This window comes from Mycobacterium kyorinense (assembly GCF_002101735.1).
GTDB lineage: Bacteria > Actinomycetota > Actinomycetes > Mycobacteriales > Mycobacteriaceae > Mycobacterium > Mycobacterium kyorinense.
Map to the genome: position 1 here is coordinate 45533 of NZ_LQPE01000072.1, position 15260 is coordinate 60792.

The 15260-nt window shown below is 67.5% G+C and carries 12 protein-coding genes; 3 read left to right on the plus strand and 9 right to left on the minus strand.

The window, feature by feature from the left end:
- Window positions 1–89 precede the first annotated feature (89 nt).
- Window positions 90–701, minus strand: a complete 612-nt coding sequence (locus AWC14_RS09390) for an Rv2466c family mycothiol-dependent reductase (protein ID WP_045374474.1) — start codon at window positions 699–701, stop codon at window positions 90–92.
- Window positions 702–936: 235 nt separating this feature from the next.
- Here AWC14_RS09390 and pepN point away from each other — a divergent pair, with 235 nt between their 5' ends.
- Window positions 937–3495 (plus strand): aminopeptidase N, encoded by a 2559-nt coding sequence (gene pepN, locus AWC14_RS09395; RefSeq protein ID WP_045380669.1) that lies wholly within the window; start codon window positions 937–939, stop codon window positions 3493–3495.
- A gap of 79 nt (window positions 3496–3574) precedes the next feature.
- On the opposite strand, the gene AWC14_RS09400 is transcribed toward pepN, so the two are convergent.
- From AWC14_RS09400 to AWC14_RS09410, 3 genes are read right to left on the minus strand one after another with little or no spacing between them, the layout of a single operon-like run.
- The gene (locus AWC14_RS09400; protein WP_045380672.1) at window positions 3575–4042 is read right to left on the minus strand and encodes a DUF5130 domain-containing protein; all 468 of its coding nucleotides are present in this window, start codon (window positions 4040–4042) and stop codon (window positions 3575–3577) included.
- Entirely contained in the window at window positions 4029–4253 is a 225-nt protein-coding gene (gene ctaJ / locus AWC14_RS09405) for an aa3-type cytochrome oxidase subunit CtaJ (protein WP_045380737.1), read from the minus strand. Before ctaJ ends, AWC14_RS09400 begins: the two co-directional genes overlap by 14 nt.
- Before the next feature lie 35 nt (window positions 4254–4288).
- On the minus strand, window positions 4289–4924 hold the full coding sequence (locus AWC14_RS09410) for an HNH endonuclease (RefSeq protein WP_045380675.1): 636 nt from the start codon (window positions 4922–4924) through the stop codon (window positions 4289–4291).
- Between the two features lie 134 nt (window positions 4925–5058).
- On the opposite strand from AWC14_RS09410, the gene AWC14_RS09415 reads away from it, so the two are divergent.
- A complete protein-coding gene (locus AWC14_RS09415) occupies window positions 5059–5457 on the plus strand; it encodes a globin (protein WP_045380678.1) in 399 nt (132 codons plus the stop codon).
- Window positions 5457–7022, plus strand: a complete 1566-nt coding sequence (locus AWC14_RS09420) for a glycoside hydrolase family 13 protein (RefSeq protein ID WP_045380681.1) — start codon at window positions 5457–5459, stop codon at window positions 7020–7022. Before AWC14_RS09415 ends, AWC14_RS09420 begins: the two co-directional genes overlap by 1 nt.
- 2 nt (window positions 7023–7024) lie before the next feature.
- Here the strand turns inward: AWC14_RS09420 and AWC14_RS09425 are convergent, their stop codons facing one another.
- From AWC14_RS09425 to ssb, 5 genes are all read right to left on the minus strand, one after another.
- Window positions 7025–7672, minus strand: coding sequence for a DUF8010 domain-containing protein (locus AWC14_RS09425; RefSeq protein WP_045380684.1), 648 nt, complete (start codon window positions 7670–7672; stop codon window positions 7025–7027).
- A complete protein-coding gene (locus AWC14_RS09430; RefSeq protein ID WP_045380686.1) occupies window positions 7660–8073 on the minus strand; it encodes an acyl-CoA thioesterase in 414 nt (137 codons plus the stop codon). Before AWC14_RS09430 ends, AWC14_RS09425 begins: the two co-directional genes overlap by 13 nt.
- Window positions 8070–12905 (minus strand): NAD-glutamate dehydrogenase, encoded by a 4836-nt coding sequence (locus AWC14_RS09435; RefSeq protein WP_045380688.1) that lies wholly within the window; start codon window positions 12903–12905, stop codon window positions 8070–8072. Before AWC14_RS09435 ends, AWC14_RS09430 begins: the two co-directional genes overlap by 4 nt.
- 49 nt (window positions 12906–12954) lie before the next feature.
- A complete protein-coding gene (gene ettA / locus AWC14_RS09440) occupies window positions 12955–14631 on the minus strand; it encodes an energy-dependent translational throttle protein EttA (protein WP_045380690.1) in 1677 nt (558 codons plus the stop codon).
- Between the two features lie 93 nt (window positions 14632–14724).
- The gene (gene ssb, locus AWC14_RS09445) at window positions 14725–15177 is read right to left on the minus strand and encodes a single-stranded DNA-binding protein (RefSeq protein WP_045380693.1); all 453 of its coding nucleotides are present in this window, start codon (window positions 15175–15177) and stop codon (window positions 14725–14727) included.
- Between the last annotated feature and the right edge of the window lie 83 nt (window positions 15178–15260).

The following is a 15260-nucleotide window of genomic DNA, read 5'->3' on the forward strand; positions in this document are numbered from 1 at the left end:
TTGCCGCTTTCATTGCCGCGAGCGTGCGTGTCGCCGGTCGACATGCCGATCTAGCCACCGGGTTTGCGCACGCTCGCGCCGAACGCGCGCTAGTCGAATTCGGGACGTTCGGTGCGGGTCCGCTTCAATTCCCAGAAGTGCGGGTAGGAGGCGAACGTCACCGAGGCGTCCCACAGCTTGCCGGCCTCCTCGCCGCGGGGGATCTTCGACAGCACCGGGCCGAAGAACGCCACGCCGTTGACGTGGATGGTCGGCGTGCCGACGTCCTCGCCGACTGCGTCCATCCCGGCGTGGTGGCTCTTGCGCAGCGCCTCGTCGTAGGCGTCGGTGTTGGCGGCGTCGGCGAGCTCGGCGGGCAATCCGACCTCGGCCAGTGACTGCTTGATGACGTCGTCGAGGTCCTTGTTGTCCTCGTTGTGTATGCGGGTGCCCATTGCGGTGTACAGCGGCGCGAGCACCTTGGCGCCGTGGGCCTGCTCGGCGGCGATCGCGACCCGCACCGGACCGAAGGCCTTCGACAGCCGTTCGCGGTACTCCTCCGGCAGATCGTCGCGGTTCTCGTTGAGCACCGCCAGGCTCATCACGTGGAAGTTCACATCGATGTCGCGGACCTTTTCGACCTCCAGGATCCAGCGCGACGTGATCCATGCCCACGGGCACAGCGGATCGAACCAGAAATCGGCGACTGACTTCTCGGGCATGGGGATCCTCTCGTTGGCGGTGCGATTAACCGTCCAGCACAACCGTAGCCGCGGGACGACTGTTCCCGCCGCCCGGCAGCGCCGCGCTTGCGATCGCCGCCCGGTTGTTGCGCCGACCCGCTGCGCCCGGCGCCCGGCAGCGCCGCGCTTGCGATCGCCGCCCGGTTGTCGCGGCGACCCGCTGCGCCCGGCGCCCGGCAGCGCCGCGCTTGCGATCGCCGCCTAGGTTGGAGCCGTGGCTCTTCCCAACCTCACCCGTGACCAAGCAGTCGAACGCGCCGCGCTGATCACCGTCGACGGCTATCGGATCAGCCTGGACCTCACCGACGGCAACGGCGCACCCGGCGAGCGCACCTTCCGGTCGATCACCACCGTCGAGTTCGACGCGCTGGCCGGCGCGGACACCTTCATCGACATCGCCGCCGAAAAGATTCGCAGCGCCACCCTCAACGGCCGCGACCTCGACGTGTCGGCATACGACGAGTCGACCGGCATCGCGCTGAGCGGCCTGGCCGAGCGCAACGTCGTGGTCGTCGACGCCGACTGCCGCTACACCAACACCGGCGAGGGACTGCACCGCTTCGTCGACCCCGTCGACGACGAGGTGTACCTGTACTCGCAGTTCGAAACCGCCGACGCCAAGCGGATGTTCGCCTGCTTCGACCAGCCCGACCTCAAGGCGACGTTCGACATCACCGTGACCGCCCCCGCGCACTGGCAGGTGGTCTCCAACGGGACCCCCGTCAGTAGCGACGGCGGTGTGCACACGTTCGCCACCACACCGCGGATGAGCACCTACCTGGTGGCGCTAGTCGCCGGCCCGTACACCCGTTGGGACGACACGTACGCCGACGAGCACGGCGAGATCCCGCTGGGCCTTTTCTGCCGGGCGTCGCTGGCGCAATACATGGACCCCGAGCGGCTTTTCACCGAAACCAAACAGGGATTCGGGTTCTACCACAAGCACTTTGGCGTGCCCTACGCGTTCGGCAAGTACGACCAGCTGTTCGTGCCCGAATTCAACGCCGGCGCAATGGAAAACGCCGGAGCGGTCACCTTCGTCGAAGACCTGGTGTTTCGCAGCAAGGTCACCCGTGCATCGTATGAGCGTCGCGCCGAAACGGTGCTGCATGAAATGGCGCACATGTGGTTCGGCGATCTGGTCACGATGCGGTGGTGGGATGACCTGTGGCTCAACGAATCGTTCGCGACCTTCGCCTCGGTGCTGTGCCAAAGCGAAGCCACCGAGTACACCCGAGCATGGACGACGTTCGCCAACGCCGAGAAGTCGTGGGCCTACCGGCAGGACCAGCTGCCGTCGACGCATCCGGTGGCTGCCGACATTCCCGACCTGGCCGCGGTCGAGGTGAACTTCGACGGGATCACCTATGCCAAAGGCGCTTCCGTTCTCAAACAGCTGGTTGCGTATGTCGGGTTGGAGCAATTCCTGGCCGGCCTGCGCGACTACTTCCGCCAGCACGCCTTCGACAACGCGACGTTCGACGACCTGCTGAGCGCACTGGAAAAGGCTTCGGGCCGCGACCTTTCCGACTGGGGTCGGCAGTGGCTCAAGACCACCGGGCTGAACACGCTGCGCGCCGACTTCGACGTCGACGCCGACGGCCGGTTCACCCGGTTTGCGGTGGCGCAAAGTGGCGCCCAGCCGGGCGCCGGTGAGACCCGCGTGCACCGGCTCGCGGTCGGCATTTACGACGACGACGGCGCCGGACGGTTGGTTCGGGTGCATCGCGAAGAGCTCGACGTGGCCGGGCCGAGCACGGAAGTTCCTGCGCTGGTTGGTGTTTCGCGTGGACAACTGGTGCTGGTCAACGACGACGACCTGACCTATTGCTCGCTGCGGCTCGACCCGGAGTCGCTGGGCACCGCTTTGCAACGGATTGCCGATATCGCCGAGCCGCTGCCGCGCACGCTGGTGTGGTCGGCGGCGTGGGAGATGACCCGCGAGGCCGAGTTCAAGGCGCGCGACTTTGTGGCGCTGGTGTCGCGCGGTGTCGTCGCCGAAACCGAAGTCGGTGTCGCGCAGCGGCTTTTGCTGCAGGCCCAGGCCGCATTGGGCTCCTACGCGGAGCCGGGCTGGGCCGCCGCGGAGGGCTGGCCGGCGTTCGCCGATCGGCTGCTGGAGTTGGCCCGCGGCGCGGATGCCGGTTCGGATCACCAGCTGGCGTTCGTCAATGCGCTGTGCTCGTCGGTGCTTTCCGAGCGGCACACTGACGTGCTGTCGGCGTTGCTCGACGGCGATCCCGCGCAGTCGGGACTGCCCGGCCTGGACGTCGACACCGATTTGCGCTGGCGCGTCGTCATCGCGCTGGCCAGAGCCGGTGTCGTCGACTCCGATGTCATCGACGCCGAGGTGCAGCGTGACCCGACGGCGGCCGGCAAGCGGCACGCCGCCCAAGCCTCGGCGGCCCGACCGCAGCCGGCGGTCAAGGAAGAGGCGTGGACGACGGTGGTCGAGGACGACACGCTGCCGAACGTCACCGGCCGCTCGATCATCGGCGGCATCGTCTCACCGGGACAGGCCGAGTTGCTCAAGCCCTTCACCGCGCGCTACTTCGCCGACATCCCCGGGGTGTGGGAGCGCCGGTCCAGCGAGGTCGCACAGACGGTGGTCATCGGTCTCTATCCGTCCTGGGACATCAGCGACGACGGCGTCGCCGCCGCCGACGAATTCCTCGCCGACCCCGAGGTGCCACCGGCGTTACGGCGGCTGGTGCTCGAGGGCCAGGACGGCGTCAAGCGGGCGTTGCGGGCGCGTCGGTTCGACGCCTCCTAGCCGCGAGCGTGCGTAAAACACGGTTTGTCATCGGCGTGTCGGCCGGGGACGCGCACGCTCGCGCCGAAGAAAAAGGCGGCTAGGCCGGTGAGATGCCGGAGCTGATCACGCGCACCGCGCTGACCAGCCCGTCGATCAGGTCACCGTCGGCGAACGCGGAGGCGGCCGCAGCCACGCCCAGCGGCGCCGCCGATTCGGCGCCCCGGCCGCGAACCTGCGAGCCGTAGACCACCTCGATCGCGTGCTGGTCGGGCGAGACCGCGATCAGCACCGCGTCGTTCGGTGTCGGCACCTTGGCCAGGATTTCGCGGGCCCGGGCGGCTGTGTCGTCGCCCAGGTCGCCGATGTAGACGGCGAAGCGGGCCCCGGCTGCGCGCGACCCGTAGGTCAGCGCGTCGTCGAGAGCGACCAGGTCCTTGATCGGGAACGGGTAGTGCACCGAGACGTCGCCGGGCTCGGTGACGCCGGAGATGCGTCCGCTGGCGGTGACCACCCAGCCGTTGGGCAGCTCGGGCGGAGCGACCGTTGCAACCTCACCACTTGCCACTGGCGCCACCTCCCACGCTGAACTCGGCGGCGTCGTGGCCGTGGTGGCCGCCGATGTTTTCGTCGGTCGCGGCCCACAGGATCGGCGGGTGCGTCCACGGCTCGGACATCTTGTAGGTCGGCGGGTGGGCGCCCTTATGCGACCAGATCAGTGCCACCAGCACGAGAACCAGCAGCAGCGGGATTCCCACGAAGTAGAGGTGGATCTCCATCATGCTCACGACGCAAACCGTATCCCATCGCCGGGCTAGGCGGCCCCCTCACCCAGATACCTCGCCCAGGCCGGATCGAGTTCCTTGACCGTCGACAACAGCCGCCAATGCTGTCCCTTCGGCGACGTCGGCGCCAACCGCAGCGACCAGCCCAGCTCGGTCAGCAACCGGTCGCCCTTGCGGTGGTTGCAGGTCGAGCAGCACGCCACGCAGTTCTCCCAGGAGTGATCGCCGCCGCGGCTGCGGGGCACCACATGGTCGACGGTGTCGGCCTTGGCGCCGCAGTAGGCGCAGCAGAAGCGGTCGCGGTGCATCAGCGCCGCGCGGGTCATCGGGACGCGCGCCCGATACGGCACTCGCACGTAGGTGCGCAGCCGGATCACCGACGGCACCGCGATCGACCTGGTCGCCGAGTGGATGATCGGCCCGGCCGGATCGTCGTGCACCACGTCGGCCTTGCCGCAGATCAGCATGATGATCGCCCGTCGCATCGGCAGCGCGGTCAGCGGCTCGTAGGTGGAGTTCAGCAGCAGCACCCGCCGGCGATTCCAGATGGAACCCGTGTCGTGCTGGACGGAGGGACGACTGTCGACACTGTGCAGGCATGCACCGGTCGGGCTTGCCGCGGCACCCGGACTGCGGTGACCACGGCGTCTCTTATGCTGCGCCATACGTCCTCCGCCGAACAGTCCACCATGATTCGGCGCCGATCGCATACCAAATTGGGCGGTGTGCGCTGGTCATTCCGGTGAACAACGGGTGCGGGCCACCGACCACCCGCCGCGATGCCCCACAATGGGAAGCGATGGAACCAGTACAACAGCAGTCGTTTTACGACGCCGTCGGCGGCGCCGAGACCTTTCATGCCATCGTGTCGCGCTTCTACGAATTGGTGCCGCAGGACGAGATCCTGCGTGAGGTGTACCCCGAAGACGACCTGGCCGGCGCCGAGGAACGGTTGCGGATGTTCCTCGAGCAGTACTGGGGCGGCCCACGCACCTACTCCGAACGGCGCGGCCATCCCCGGCTGCGGATGCGTCACGTTCCGTTCCGGATCTCGCCGATCGAGCGCGACGCCTGGTTGCGCTGCATGCACATCGCGGTCGCGTCCATCGACTCGCAGACCCTCGACGACGCACACCGCAAGGAACTGCTCGATTACCTGGAAATGGCCGCCCACTCGCTGGTCAACGCGCCGTTCTGATGAGCGACCCGTGGTGGGCGGATGCCGTCTTCTACCAGGTCTATCCCCGCTCCTTCGCCGACAGCAACGGCGACGGCGTCGGCGACCTGGACGGGGTGACGGCCCGGCTGGACTACCTGGTGCAGCTGGGCGTCGACGCGATCTGGATCAACCCGGTCACCGTGTCGCCGATGGCCGACCACGGCTACGACGTCGCCGATCCGCGCGACGTCGACCCGCTGTTCGGCGGGCTGGCCGCCCTCGAGCGGTTGATCGCCGCGGCGCACGACCGCGGCATCAAGATCACCATGGACCTGGTGCCCAACCACACCAGCTCGCAGCACCCGTGGTTTGCCGCCGCGCTGGCCGCCGGCCCGGGCACCGACGCCCGCGAGCGCTACATCTTCCGCGACGGCCGCGGTCCCGGCGGCGAGCAGCCGCCGAACAACTGGGAGTCGGTGTTCGGCGGGCCGGCCTGGACCCGCGTCGTCGAACCGGACGGCAATCCGGGCCAGTGGTATCTGCACCTGTTCGACGCCGAGCAGCCCGACCTGAACTGGGACAACCCGGAGGTTTTCGACGATTTCGAGAAGACGCTGCGGTTCTGGCTGGAACGCGGGGTGGACGGGTTTCGGATCGACGTCGCGCACGGGATGGCCAAGCCGCCGGACCTGCCGGACATGCAGTCGGTCGAGCACAACCGGATGCTGCGCAACAAAGACGACGATCCGCGGTTCAACCACGCCGGCGTGCACGCGATTCACCGCGACATCCGCCGGGTCGTCGACGACTATCCGGGCGCGGTGACCATCGGCGAGGTGTGGGTCTACGACAACGCCCGCTGGGCGGAGTACCTGCGACCCGACGAGTTGCACCTCGGCTTCAATTTCCGGTTGGTGCAGGCCCGTTTCGGCGCCGCCACAATCCGTGACGCGATCGAGAACTCACTGGCCGCCGCGGCGATCGAAAATGCCACGCCCACTTGGACTTTGTCCAATCACGACGTCGACCGCGAGGTCACCCGTTATGGCGGCGGTACGGTGGGGCTCGCCAGGGCACGGGCGATGGCGATGGTGATGCTGGCGCTGCCCGGTGCGGCGTTCATCTACAACGGCGAAGAACTCGGCCTGCCCAACGTGGAGCTACCCGACGAGGTCTTGCAGGATCCGACGTGGGAGCGCTCCGGACACACCGAACGAGGACGCGACGGGTGCCGCGTTCCGCTGCCATGGTCCGGCGACACTCCCCCGTTCGGCTTTTCGACCGCCGCTGACACCTGGTTGCCGATGCCGCCGGAGTGGGCAGCGCTGACCGTCGAGAAGCAGCTCGCTGACCCCGGCTCGACGTTGTCGTTCTTCCGTCAGGCGCTCGAATTACGAAGGCAGCGTGACGAATTCGCCGGTAGTGAGATCGTCTGGCTGGGCGCGCCGCGTGGTGTGTTGATGTTCGAGCGGTCCGGCGGGCTGGTGTGCGTGCTCAACGCCGGCAAGCGACCCGCGCGACTGCCGAGCGGTGAACTATTGCTGGCCGGCGCGCCGGTGGCCGACGGCCTCTTGCCGCCGAACGCCGCGGCCTGGCTGGTGTAGCGCTACAACAGCACGCGGCGGCGATACACCGAGCCGAAGCGGGCGTCGATGCGTAACCAGGTCGGCAAGATCCGGACCCGGACGATTTCGTCGGCGTCGACGGCCTCCGGTGACTGTGGCAGGAAACCCATTGCGGTAAGGGCGAATACACAGCGCATCGGAACGCCGACGCTGACGTCGGCCGAGCTGACCCGCACCACTTCCTGGTCGAGCAGCGACGCCGGCGGGCCGTGGGCGCTGCCGTGCTCCTTGGCCAACGCCGCGCCGCGCTGCGCCAAATCCAGCATCAGGCGCGCCGGCACGTCGTCGAGGTGGGTGAACCCGGTGTCCGGCGGCAGCGCGCCGCGCCACGCGGAATCCATCGGGAAGCCGGGGTCGACGTAGCCGGCGCTGTCCATCACCGAGAGCCCGCGCGCCAATTGGTCTGCGCCCACGGACAAATCGGCGGGTCGCAGGCTGCCGGCCACCACCCTGCTGGCCAGCACGTCGAAACCCGTGGCCACCCACGCGGTCAGCACTTGATCGGAGCGGGCGCGCAGCCGGATCACCGCGGCGTCGTCCAGCCGCAACGCCCGCTCGACGAATGCGGCCAGATCGCCGCGCTGGGTGGCATCACCCAGCCACAGTCCCCGTTCGGTTACCGTTGCCACCGCTGCAGATATTCCCGGTGCGCCGGCGTGAGCCGCACCAGCCGCTGTTCGTCGATATGGACTGCGGCCAGCTGTGTTTCGGCGATCACGGCCGGTTTGGACGCCGGATCGGCGTTGACCGAGCGCACCTCGTAGCCGATGGTGAAATCCACCGCGCGCAACCGCTTCACCCACATGGTCACCTGCAGCGGCGAATCCGCCAGTCGCAGCTGGTCTTTGTAGGTCACCCGCACGTCGGCGATCAACAGGCCGATCGTGGTGATGTCGGCGCCGAAAGGTTCGCGCAGGAACGGGACGCGGGCTTCTTCGAGAATCGTGACCATGGTCGCGTGGTTGATGTGCTGGTACATGTCGATGTCCGACCAGCGCACCGGAACTGGCGCGACGAATCCTGTGCTCACCCTGACGATCCCCGTCCGCTCGTCCGTGTCATGCGCCGAATCTGGCGGGCTGCCACCGACAATGTCGCCAGATCCTTCTGCCCGCTCTCGTAGATCTCGGTGAGCGTCCGGCGCGCCCGCTCGACCCGTGACGCGCTGGTGTGTTCCCATTCGGCGATCTTCTCTTCCCCACTTTCATCCGGCTCGCCTACGGCCAGCACGTCGAAACACAACGCCCGCAACGACGCGTAGATGTCGTCGCGAATAGCCAACCGGGCCAACGAATGCCAACGGTCCGTGCGCGGCAGTTCGGACACCGCGGTCAGCAGCCCGTCGGTACCCAGCCGGTCCATCAGCGCGAAATACGTGTCGGCGACCTCGGCGGCGTCGCGTTCGTCGATGTCGGCGATGTCGATGATGTCCAGCAGGCTATAACGGTACAGCCCGGTCGCCACCATGTAGGCCAGCTCCTCGGATGCGCCCTGCGAAACGAATTCGCCGGCTTCCTTTTCCACGATCGCCTTGTCGTCACCACGCAGCCACTCCGACATCCGCGGCGTCAGCTCCTGCACCTTCTTGGCGAATCGGTTGATCTCGGCGCCGACCGCCAGCGGCTGGGGACGGTAGTTGAGCAGCCAGCGTCCGGCGCGGTCGATCAGCCGGCGAGTGTCCAGCGTCATGCGGTCGGACAGCGTGACAGCCACGTCCGCGTCACGGATCTGCCGCCATATCTCCCCGACTCCGAAAATTGCATCGGTGGCAACGTAGGTGCGCACGGCGTCGACCTGGCCCACCCCGACGTCCTCGGTGATCCGGTAGGCGTAGGTGATCCCGCTGGTGTCAACCACGTCGTTGACCAGCATGGTGGTGACGATCTCGCGGCGCAGTTGGTGCGAGCGGATTTCGCTGCCGAATCGCTGCCGCAGCACCGACGGGAAGTACCTGGGCAACCTGGCCGCGAACACTTCCTGGTCCGGCAGGTCGGTAGCCAGCAGTTCGTCTTTGAGCCCGAGTTTGACGTGCGCCATCAGCGTGGCGAGTTCGGGTGAAGTCAGCCCGAGGCCGGCCTCGGTGCGCCGGTGAATCTCCTTCTCCGACGGCAGCGCTTCGAGTTCCCGGTTGAGCCCGCGTTCGGCGACCAGGTAGCGGATCTGGTCGGCGTGCACCGGCAGCAGGCTTGCGGCGTTGGCCCGGCTGGTGCCCATCAGATCGTTCTGGTCGACGTTGTCGGCCAACACCAATTCGGCGACCTCGTCGGTCATCGATTCCAGCAGCCAGGTGCGCTCGTCGGGCTTGACCTTGCCGGCGGTGACCAGCGCGTCGATCAGGATCTTGATGTTGACCTCATGATCGGAGCAGTCCACGCCGGCCGAGTTGTCCAGAGCGTCGGTGTTGATCCGGCCGCCGCACAGATCGAATTCGACGCGGCCCAGCGACGTGACACCGAGGTTGCCGCCCTCGGCAATCACCTTGGCGCGCACCTGGTTTGCGTTGACCCGTACCGCATCGTTGGCGCGGTCGCCCACGTCGACGTCGGATTCGGTTTCGGCCTTGATGTAGGTGCCGATTCCGCCGTTGTACAGCAGGTCCACCGGTGCTTTGAGGATGGCGCGCACCAGGTTGGGCGGCGCCATCTCGGCGACGTCGTCGTCGATGCCCAGCGCGGCGCGGACCTGCTCGCTGATCGGGATGGCCTTGTGCTCGCGGCTGAATACCCCGCCGCCCTCGCTGATCAGCGACGTGTCGTAGTCGTCCCAGCTCGAGCGCGGGAGTTCGAACAGCCGCTTGCGTTCTTCCCACGAGCGGGCGGCGTCGGGATCCGGGTCGAGGAAGATGTGCCGGTGGTCGAAGGCGGCCAGCAGCCGAATGTGCTTGGACAGCAACATGCCGTTGCCGAACACGTCGCCGCTCATGTCGCCGATGCCGACGACGGTGAAGTCCTCACTTTGGGTGTCGACGCCCATTTCGCGGAAGTGCCGCTTAACGGCTTCCCACGCGCCGCGGGCGGTGATACCCATCGCCTTGTGGTCGTAGCCCACCGAGCCGCCGGAGGCGAACGCGTCGCCCAGCCAGAAGTTATAGGACTTGGCGACGTCGTTGGCGATGTCGGAGAACGCAGCGGTGCCCTTGTCGGCGGCCACCACCAGATAGGCGTCGTCCCCGTCGCGGCGCACCACCTCGGGCGGGGCGCTGACCTCGCCGGTGGTGTGGTCGACGTTGTCGGTGATTTCCAGCAGCCCGGAGATGAACAGCTGGTAGCAGGAGATGCCCTCCTCGCGGGCGGCGTCGCGGTCGGTGGCGGCGTCACCGGTCGGCAGCGGCGGGCGCTTGACGACGAACCCGCCCTTGGCGCCGACCGGCACGATGACGGCGTTCTTCACCGCCTGCGCCTTGACCAGGCCCAGGATCTCGGTGCGGAAGTCGTCCCGGCGGTCCGACCAGCGCAGCCCGCCGCGGGCGACGTGACCGAAGCGCAAGTGCACACCCTCGACACGGGGCGAGTACACGAAGATCTCGAACTTGGGCCGCGGCAGCGGCAGCTCGTCGACCAGTTGGGCGTCCAGCTTGAACGACAGCACGTTTTTAGCCCGCACCGAATCTTCGTGTGTCACAAAGTAATTGGTGCGCAGTGTGGCCTGGATCAGCGACGCGAAAGCCCGCAGGATCCGGTCGGTGTCCAGGCTCTGCAGCGCGTCGATGTCCTCGGTGACGGCGGCGGCCGCCGCTTGCGCGTCGCGACTCTTGGACGTGCCAGACGGCTCGAACAGCGCCTCGAAGAGCGCCACCAACGCCGCGGCGGTGTGCGGGTTCTCATTGAGCACCGATTCGATGTGGGTCTGGCTGTAGGGAAAAGCCGCCTGCCGCAAGTACTTCGCGTAGGCGCGCAGCACCTCGACCTGTTGCCATGTGAGGTCTGCCCGCAGCACCAGCTCGTTGAACCGGTCGATCTCCACGCGGCCCTGCCAGATTGCGGTCACCGCGTCGGCGAACCGCTGCGCGGCGGCTTCCCGCTCAGGCCCTTCGGGCGCCAGTGCGATCGTCGGATGGGGTGAGATCTTGAATTGGTAGATCCACACCTTCAGCGAGTCGGAGCGGGTGACGGCGAACGGCCGCTCTTCGAGCACCACCACGCCCATCGATTGCAGCATGGGCAGCAGCCGGCTCAGCGAGGCGGTTCGCCCGCCCAAATACCAAGTGAGCAGGGCAATTCCGTCGTCCTCGTCGCGGTCGGAGAACACCAGCTTGACCGAGTCGTCGGTCAGCGATTCGATGACGGCGATGTCTTTGATGGCGTCGGCGGGGGTGACGGCCTGTTTGTAGCCCTCCGAGAACGCCGCGGCGTAGTGTTCGGCCTGCTCCTGCGGTATTGCGCCGGTCTGTACGGCGCCGAGCAGCCGGTCGGCCCAGGTCCGGGCGGCCTCGGTCAGCAGGGCCTGGATGCGGGTCCGGTTGTCTTCGGAGGTGTCCACGGGGGTATGCGCATCGGGCAGGCGGACCACGAAATGCACCAGCGCCCAAGGGGCTTCGCTGACCCGGGCGGTGTATTCCAGGCTGGTGCCACCGAACTCGCGGACCAGGATGTCCTGCATCTCCAACCTGACCGCCGTGGTGTAGCGGTCGCGTGGCAGATACACCAGGCACGAAACCAGTTGTCCGAGTTGGTCGGCGCGCAGGAACAGCAAAGCACGGCGCCGCGATCCAAGGTCGACCACGGCCATCGCCATGGTCAGCAGCCGTTCGGCGCTGAGCGCAAACAATTCCGAGCGCGGGACGGTCTGGATGATGTCGAGCAGCAGTTGGCCCGGATGGCTGGGGTCGCGTTCGGCCAACTCGAGTGCCTGCTGGACCCGCCCGGCGATCAACGGGATCTCCAGGACGTTGGCGTTCATCGCGGCGACCGTGAACAGGCCGACGAAGCGGTGTTCGATCGTGCGCTCGCCCGCGTTTTCGCGGATGACCACGATGTAGGGGTAGGCGCCGAAGCGCACATAACTGGGCACGGTGGCCTGGGCCAGCACCAGCAGTTTGTCGTCGCCGGCCAACCGGGGACGTGACGCCTTGCGCAGCCGCAGCACCCCCAGCCGGGACGATTCGTCGACCGAGATCTGCCCGTCGCGCACGGCCCCGCGCTGGTAGCCGAGCAGCACGAAATGCCCGTCGGCCAACCAGCGCAACAGTGCGGCGACGTCGTTGCGGTCCGGGGCGGAGAAGTGTTCGTCGGTGTTGGTTTCGACCTGGCCGGCCAGGCCGTCGAGGGCAGCGGCCATGGCGGTGGAATCCGCCGCGACCTGGCGCACGTCGGCCAGCACGTTGGGCAACAGGCGTTCGGCTTCGGCCAGCGCCTTGCCGTGTACCGACGGCGAGAGCTGGATGTGGATCCACATCTCGTCCACACCGTCCGGTGCGCCGTCGCCGACGTCGGGTCCGACGCCCACCAGCTCTCCGTCCGCGGTGCGGCGCACCGCGAATATCGGGTTCATGATGCCGACGTAGGCCACGCCGAGGCGATGCAGCAACACCGCCACCGAATCCATCAGCATGGCGCCGTGTTCGGTGACCACCTGCATCGCGGGCCCGAAGCCGGCGGGGTCGTCGGCGGAGTACACCGCGACCCGCGTCTCACCGGGTGCGCGGTGCCGGGCCAGCCGGAAGTGGGCGCGCAGCATCGCCGGCGTCACCGCCTTGACGGCGGCCCGGTTGATGACGGCGGTATCCGCGAACTGCCGCTCGCTGTCGGGTGCGTCGCCGTGCGGTCCGCGGTAGGTGGCGGTGTACGCGCGCGGAATCCACGGCGGAAAGTCCTCGGCCGGAGAAGCCGGGCGATCTCGCTCAGCCCGCGGATCACCCGTCATGCCGACTGCTCCTGACTACGCACGCCTACCAGCGCTGGTATCGCCGACCTTAGTCGCGGGTGAGCCTGCGGTGCGTCACCCTGTGCGGACGCGCGGCCTCGACGCCGAGCCGTTCGATCTTGTTTTCCTCGTACGCGCCGAAGTTGCCCTCGAACCAGAACCACTTGGCCTCGTTGTCGGCGTCGCCCTCCCACGCCAGGATGTGGGTGCAGGTCCGGTCCAAAAACCAGCGGTCGTGCGAGATCACCACCGCGCAGCCGGGAAACTTCTCCAGCGCATTCTCCAGCGAGCCCAGCGTTTCGACGTCCAGGTCGTTGGTCGGCTCGTCGAGCAGGATCAGGTTGCCGCCCTCTTTGAGCGTCAGCGCGAGGTTGAGCCGGTTGCGTTCGCCGCCGGAGAGCACGCCGGCCGGCTTCTGTTGGTCGGGGCCCTTGAATCCGAACGCCGAAACGTATGCCCGCGACGGGATTTCGCTTTGGCCCACCTCGATGTGGTCCAGCCCGTCGGAGACGACTTCCCACACGGTTTTCTTGGGGTCGATCCCGGCCCGGGCCTGGTCGACGTAGCTGATCTTGACGGTCTCGCCGACCTTGACCGTGCCGCTGTCGGGTTGCTCGAGCCCGACGATGGTCTTGAACAGCGTGGTCTTGCCCACCCCGTTGGGGCCGATGACGCCGACGATGCCGTTGCGGGGCAGCGTGAACGACAGGTCTTTGATCAGCGTGCGGCCCTCGAAGCCCTTGTCGAGGTGGTCGACCTCGACAACCACGTTGCCCAGCCGCGGGCCGGGCGGGATCTGGATTTCCTCGAAGTCGAGCTTGCGGGTCTTCTCGGCCTCGGCGGCCATCTCCTCGTAGCGCTGCAGCCTGGCCTTGCTCTTGGCCTGCCGGGCCTTGGCCCCCGACCGCACCCAGGCCAGCTCGTCTTGCAGGCGCTTTTGCAGCTTGGCGTCCTTGCGGCCCTGCACCGCCAGCCGCTCGGCCTTCTTCTCCAGGTACGTGGAGTAGTTGCCCTCGTAGGGGTAGGCGCGGCCGCGGTCGAGCTCCAGGATCCACTCGGCAACGTTGTCCAGGAAGTAGCGGTCGTGGGTGACGGCCAGGATCGCGCCCTGGTAGGCGGCCAGGTGCTGTTCGAGCCACTGCACGCTTTCGGCGTCGAGGTGGTTGGTCGGCTCGTCGAGCAGCAGCAAGTCGGGCTTGGAGAGCAGCAACTTGCACAGCGCCACCCGGCGCCGCTCGCCGCCGGACAGGTGCGTCACCGGCTCGTCGGGCGGCGGGCAGCGCAGCGCGTCCATCGCCTGCTCGAGCTGCGAGTCGATGTCCCAGGCGCCGGCGTGGTCGAGCTCCTCCTGCAGCCGGCCCATCTCCTCCATCAGCTCGTCGGTGTAGTCGGTGGCCATCAGCTCGGCGACCTCGTTGAACCGGTCGAGCTTGACCTTCAAGTCGCCCAGCCCCTCCTCGACGTTGCCGCGGACCGTTTTCGTCTCGTCCAGCGGCGGCTCCTGCTGCAGGATGCCCACGGTGGCGCCGGTGGCCAGGAAGGCATCGCCGTTGTTGGGCTTGTCCAGGCCGGCCATGATCCGCAAGACGCTCGACTTGCCCGCCCCGTTGGGGCCGACGACGCCGATCTTGGCTCCCGGCAGGAAGCTCAGCGTGACGTCGTCGAGGATGACCTTGTCGCCGTGCGCCTTGCGGACCTTCTTCATCGTGTAGATGAACTCAGCCATGCAGCAGTGTTACCTCTCTGGTTTGCGAGTCTGATGGCGGCGACCCGCTCGGTTGCTCGCCGCCCATCCTAGGCACCTGCTGCAGTGGCGCTCCTAGGCCGATAGCGCCAGCCCCGTTTCGGCGTCGGCTTCGGCGTCGTCGGCCGCGGGTTCGGATGCCGAGGAAGCCGCGGTGTCCGCCTCGACGGCGACCGTCTTTTCGACGTGGGCGATGCAGCGAGACAGGTCGGGGCCGACGGAGGTCGCGCGCATCTCCAGAGTCGAGCGCCGGATGCCGTCGCGGTCCTCGTATTCGCTGGTGTGGACATGTCCCACGACGATCACGGCCGAGCCCTTGCGCAACGAGGCGCCGACGCCCGACACCAGCCGCTGGCCCCAGCAGTTGACGCTGACGAACAGCGAGTTGCCGGGCTCCCAGTTGCCGTCGGGCCCGCGGCGGCGCGAATTGCTGGCGACGCGAAATTTCATCACCTCCTGGTCACCGACTTGGCGGCGGATCGGATCGTTGACGATGTTGCCGACGACGGTCAGCGGCGTTTCGAACATTGCTCGTTCCTTAAGTTCGTAGGTGCAGTTACTTCGTGTTGTTACGTTGTGCTGTGACCCCGGGTGGGGCGGGTGAGGCTGCA

Bases quoted from the DNA above. Each gene is read 5' to 3' on its own strand.
- AWC14_RS09390 (WP_045374474.1), bottom strand. From the start codon at position 701: ATGCCCGAGAAGTCAGTCGCCGATTTCTGGTTCGATCCGCTGTGCCCG.
- ctaJ (WP_045380737.1), bottom strand. From the start codon at position 4,253: ATGGAGATCCACCTCTACTTCGTGGGAATCCCGCTGCTGCTGGTTCTC.
- AWC14_RS09410 (WP_045380675.1), bottom strand. From the start codon at position 4,924: ATGGCGCAGCATAAGAGACGCCGTGGTCACCGCAGTCCGGGTGCCGCG.
- AWC14_RS09415 (WP_045380678.1), top strand. From the start codon at position 5,059: ATGGAACCAGTACAACAGCAGTCGTTTTACGACGCCGTCGGCGGCGCC.
- AWC14_RS09420 (WP_045380681.1), top strand. From the start codon at position 5,457: ATGAGCGACCCGTGGTGGGCGGATGCCGTCTTCTACCAGGTCTATCCC.
- AWC14_RS09435 (WP_045380688.1), bottom strand. From the start codon at position 12,905: ATGACGGGTGATCCGCGGGCTGAGCGAGATCGCCCGGCTTCTCCGGCC.
- ettA (WP_045380690.1), bottom strand. From the start codon at position 14,631: ATGGCTGAGTTCATCTACACGATGAAGAAGGTCCGCAAGGCGCACGGC.
- ssb (WP_045380693.1), bottom strand. From the start codon at position 15,177: ATGTTCGAAACGCCGCTGACCGTCGTCGGCAACATCGTCAACGATCCG.